The organism is Citricoccus sp., assembly GCF_035445025.1.
In the GTDB taxonomy this organism is placed as follows: Bacteria; Actinomycetota; Actinomycetes; order Actinomycetales; family Micrococcaceae; genus Citricoccus.
Genome location: NZ_DAOMPX010000106.1, coordinates 1 through 4,582, shown reverse-complemented (window position 1 = coordinate 4,582; position 4,582 = coordinate 1). Strand labels below are relative to the sequence as shown.

6 protein-coding genes are annotated in these 4,582 nt (G+C 73.8%); 1 reads left to right on the top strand and 5 read right to left on the bottom strand.

Features of this window, described 5'->3' with window-relative positions:
• The 4 genes from PLJ28_RS14970 to hisI form a co-directional block, all read right to left on the bottom strand.
• A partial coding sequence (locus PLJ28_RS14970; RefSeq protein WP_324590350.1) for an HGxxPAAW family protein occupies window positions 1-265 on the bottom strand: 265 nt, incomplete at its 3' end.
• Window positions 266-371: 106 nt separating this feature from the next.
• Window positions 372-968, bottom strand: coding sequence for a Trp biosynthesis-associated membrane protein (locus PLJ28_RS14965; RefSeq protein WP_298043681.1), 597 nt, complete (start codon window positions 966-968; stop codon window positions 372-374).
• On the bottom strand, window positions 965-2,581 hold the full coding sequence (locus PLJ28_RS14960) for an anthranilate synthase component I (protein WP_324590349.1): 1,617 nt from the start codon (window positions 2,579-2,581) through the stop codon (window positions 965-967). Before PLJ28_RS14960 ends, PLJ28_RS14965 begins: the two co-directional genes overlap by 4 nt.
• The gene (gene hisI / locus PLJ28_RS14955; protein ID WP_010142508.1) at window positions 2,574-2,981 is read right to left on the bottom strand and encodes a phosphoribosyl-AMP cyclohydrolase; all 408 of its coding nucleotides are present in this window, start codon (window positions 2,979-2,981) and stop codon (window positions 2,574-2,576) included. The genes PLJ28_RS14960 and hisI overlap by 8 nt, the downstream gene beginning before the upstream one ends.
• Window positions 2,982-3,020: 39 nt before the next feature.
• Here hisI and PLJ28_RS14950 point away from each other — a divergent pair, with 39 nt between their 5' ends.
• Window positions 3,021-3,677 carry a TIGR03085 family metal-binding protein gene (locus tag PLJ28_RS14950; protein ID WP_298043673.1) on the top strand — a complete coding sequence of 219 codons (657 nt, stop codon included), beginning with the start codon at window positions 3,021-3,023 and terminating at the stop codon, window positions 3,675-3,677.
• A 7-nt stretch (window positions 3,678-3,684) separates the two neighbouring features.
• Here PLJ28_RS14950 and PLJ28_RS14945 read toward each other — a convergent pair.
• Window positions 3,685-4,582: GNAT family N-acetyltransferase (locus tag PLJ28_RS14945; RefSeq protein WP_324590348.1), on the bottom strand; the 898-nt coding region annotated here is incomplete at its 5' end.

Genomic DNA, 4,582 nt, shown 5'->3' with positions numbered 1-4,582 from the left:
GCGCGGCCTTGGCGTGGCCCTTGGTGCCCATGCCGGCCTTGCCCATGACGAAGCCTGCGATCACTCCGGCCACCGCGGCGACGATGCCGGCGACGGTGAGGAACATCAGGTCCGCGAGCATGCCGATGGACACCAGGACCGCACCTAGCAGGAGCAGCAGGACGAGGGTCCAGGCGGCCGGCGAGTTGCCGTGGCCCAGCGGCTCGGCGTGCGTCGGGTCGTTCAGGACGAGGTCGTCGTCGGAGGTGGGGCGCGTGGTGGTCATGGACCGTACCTTTCCTGCGGAAGCTGATCGGTTCTGCCGTTCATTCTGCCACGGAACCGCCCCGGCCCTGCGTAGATCACGGCAGATCACGGCCGGGGCGCCACGGTCAGGTCGGGTCCTCACCACGGGTCAGCTCGTCCCAGGCGTCGATCTCGTCGACGGGCCCGGTGGCCCCCGGCCCCGTGCCGTCGCCGGCACCGGTCCCGGCGGCCGTCGCGGCGGTGGCCCGGGTGTCGTAGCGGCGGTTCTCGCGCCAGCCGCGGCTGGCCACCAGCACGGCGATCCCGCAGGCCGCCAGCAGCACGCCCGCCGCCAGGGTGACCCAGGGCCAGAAGGTCAGGGCGTAGGCGGCGGCGTCGGCCGTGGTGCCGGTGGCCGCGGAGACCTGGGCCCGGGCGGCGTCCGCCGGCCGGAGCGTGGCGTTCACCGCGGACCATCCGGTGGCCACCCCGGCCAGGACCAGGAGCACCGAGGTCACCACCCGGCCGATGCGCCGGGCCATCGAGAGGGCGACGCCCGAGGCCATCCCCACCAGGGCCATCGCGGGCACGACGGCGGCGGCCTGGTTCCCGGTGGTCGTCACCGTGGCATCCGGGACCCCGGCCAGCCCGCTGGCCTGGATCCACGTCTGGGCGCCCGACCCGAGGATCACGGCCCCGGCGGCGATGGCCCACAGCACGGCGGTGCGTCGCGTCAGGCTCACTGCGCGTCCTCGTCCCCGGCGTCCGGCACCTGCAGGGTCCGCAACCGGCCGGCGGCCAGCACGGCGCGCATCGGCGCGCTGGACTTGGTGACCGTCTCGGCCGCCTCCGCCTCGGGGACGGAGTCCGCGACGATCCCGGCACCGGCCTGGACGTACGCGGTGCCGTCCACCAGCAGGGCCGAGCGGATGTTGATCGCCATGTCCATGTTCCCGGCGAGGTCGAAGTAGCCCACCACGCCCCCGTACGGTCCGCGTTCCTGGGGCTCCCACTCGTCCAGCAGTTGCAGGGCCCGGGGCTTCGGGGCGCCGGACAGGGTGCCGGCCGGGAAGGCGGCGGCCAGCACGTCCAGCGCCCGGCTGCCCGGGGCCAGCCGCCCCTCCACGTGGGAGACCAGGTGCATGATGTGGCTGAAGCGCTCGACCTCCATGAACTGGGTGACCGACACGGACCCCGGGACGCAGACCTTGGACAGGTCGTTGCGGGACAGGTCGACCAGCATCAGGTGCTCGGCACGCTCCTTCTGGTCGTTGACGAGGTCCTTCTCGTGCAGGTGGTCCTCGGCCACCGTCGCCCCGCGGGGCCGGGACCCGGCGATCGGGTGCGTGATCACGGAGCCGTCGTTCACCGTGACCAGGGCCTCGGGCGAGGACCCGACGATCTGGTACCGGCCGCCGTCGGGCCGCTCGAAGGTGAACAGGTACATGTAGGGGCTCGGGTTCATGGCCCGCAGCACGCGGTAGACGTCCAGTCCGCCGGCGTCGGTCGCCGCGGAGAAGCGCCGCGACACCACGATCTGGAACACCTCGCCGTCGGTGATGGCCTGCTGGGCCTTGGCCACGGCGTCGAGGAAGCCCTCCTGCGTCCAGGAGTCCCGCACGTGGGTCGCCAGCTCACCGGGGGCGAGGTCCGGCCAGCCCGGCGGGGCCGTGGAGACCGGGTCGTGGGTGGGTGCCGTGAGCCGGCGGACCATCGACTCGAGGCGGGCGACGGCGTCGGCGTGGGCCGCCTCCACCCCGGAGTCCAGCCCGTCGCGGTTGATGGCGTTGGCCACGAGGGTCACGGTGCCGTCGACGTTGTCGTGCACGGCCAGGTCGGTGATCAGGTTCAGGGCCAGCTCGGGCAGGCCGAGGTCGTCCGGCGGCGGGGAGGGCAGCCTCTCCCAGCGCCGCACCGTGGGCCAGCCGAGGAAGCCGGCCATCCCGGACAGCAGGTTCGGCCGGTCCGACCCCGGGCCGTCCCAGGCATCCGTGGCCAGGTGGTCCAGGGTGGCGCGGAGCACCTCCAGCGGGTCACCCTCGGTCGGCACCCCGGCCGGCGGGGTGCCGAGCCACTGGGCGCTGACACCGACCTGTCCGTCCCCGCCCTCGACGCGGCGCGTGGTCAGCGTCGCGGAGCTGCCGGCTCCGATGAATGAGTACCGGGACCACACCCCGCCCTGCGCCGCGGACTCCATGAGGAACGTGCCGGGCACGTCGGCGGCCAGCCGGCGGTAGATCCCCACCGGGGTGAGGCCGTCCGCCAGCAGGGTCATGGTCACCGGGATGACCCGGTGCTGGCGGGCCAGGACGGCGAACTCCCCGGCCGAGGGGGTGATGCCGCCGAGTTCACGCATGGGGGTGCCCCGCGATCGGGAAGGTCGTGGGTCCCGGCGCCGGGGCGGTCGGCGTCGGCAGGCGCCGGCCGTCGAAGCAGGTCCGCGTCCCGGTGTGGCACGCCGGGCCGGTCTGGTCCACGTGCACCAGCAGGGCGTCGCCGTCGCAGTCCAGGGACACCGAGACGACGGCCTGCGTGTTCCCGGAGGTGTCCCCCTTGCGCCAGTACTCCTGGCGGGACCGGGAGTAGTACGTCGCCCGGCCGGAGGTCAGCGTCCGGCGCAGCGCCTCCTCGTCCATCCAGCCGAGCATCAGCACCTCACCAGTGTCGTGCTGCTGGGCGATGGCCGCCACGAGTCCGTCGGGGTTCTTCTTGAGCAGGCGGGAGATGGCGGGATCGAGCGTGGCGGGTTGTTCCATGGTGGTCCAGTCTATGCGCCGTGTAGCGTGGGGCGTGTTATGCCGAACGACACTGACAGGGCCCCGTCGAGGGACTTCACCGCCGCGTCCCGCGACGCACTCGTGGAGGCGTTGCTGTCGGCCGGCCCCGGCCAGCCGACACTCTGTGAGGGCTGGCAGACCCAGCACCTGGCCGCGCACATAGTTCTCCGCGAGGGGTCGCCGCTGGTGGCCGGGCTCGTGGTGAAGCCCCTCCAGTCCCGGCTGGAGCGCCGGACCATGGACCTCGGGGACTCGGCGGCGACCCCGGAGGCCTACCAGGACCTCGTGGCGCGGATCAGCGCGGGCCCCTCGGCGGGGCGCCGGCTCGCCGAGCGGCTGCAGCACCTGCCGGCCGTGCGACGGGCCGCGCAGGCGACCAACCTGCTGGAGTTCTACGTCCATACCGAGGACGTGCGGCGCGCCCAGCACCGCTGGGCCCCGCGGCACCTCGCCGAGGAGTACGCCGACGCCCTGTTCACCGAGCTGGCCCGCTCGGCCCGGCTGCGCTATCGCTCCGAGGACACCGGGATCGTGCTGGCCCGCAGCACCGGCCAGCGGGTCGTCGCGCGCAGGCCCGGTCCGGGAGAGCCCTCCCGGACCATCTCGGGGCCGGCCGGCGAGCTCGTCATGCACGCCTTCGGGCGGCGGGACAACGCCCTGGTCGTCGTCGACTGACCTGCGCTCAGGCGGGCCGGGTCAGGTACCGGTACCGCGCCGCCGTCGTGAAGCCCAGGTCCTCGGCCAGCGCCAGCGCCTTCTCCGAGCGTTCCTCCACCTGCATCCAGATCCCCTCCAGGCCCATCCGGACGGCGTGGTGGAAGATCGCGTCGATGATCGGGCCGACCATCCCCCGGCCGCGCAGGTCCTTGCGCACCTTCACGGCGTACACGCCCCCGAAGGACCGTTCCGGCGTCTCGTGCACGATGGAGAGCTTGGCGATCGCGGCCAGCGTCCCGTCCTCGTCCGGGTAGTCGAAGAACCGGCTGCTGCCGCCGGCCAGGAGGCGGCGGTAGACCATGCGGCTGGCGGGGTCGATCGCGTCGGCCGAGGTGCCCATGTGGGCGTCCAGCCAGGCGTCGGAGAGGGTCTCGGCGATCCCCACGCGCGGGTCCCAGGCCGTGTGCTGCGGGATGTCCTCACGGCCCAGCCACAGCACCCGCGTCGGGGCGACGCTCTCGTAACCCCGCCGCTCGAGCAGGTCGGCCAGTCGCTGCTGCCCCTCGAGGAAGTCGTCGTCCTCGCCGGCCGTGCCGTCCGGTCCGGGCACGGCCGCGGAACCGGGCCACGTCCCCGACGCCGGCTGCCAGACCTGGAAGGTCGGGGCCAGCCAGCGCTCGGCGGCGCGCCGTTCCACCTCGTCGACGGCCGCGGAGATCTCGGCGGGGTCCCGCGGCATCGAGGTGGACAGCACGCTGTTCGCGCGCCGGGTGATGCCGGAGGAGAACCGCACGGACCAGCCCTCGACCTGCTGGACCTCGATCGCGGGCCAGCCCAGTGCCGTCAGCCGCTGCAGGGCGAGCGGAGTGACCTGGGTGGCCCGGCCGGTCCGGGGATCCTCAGCGGACAGGGTGACCAGCCTC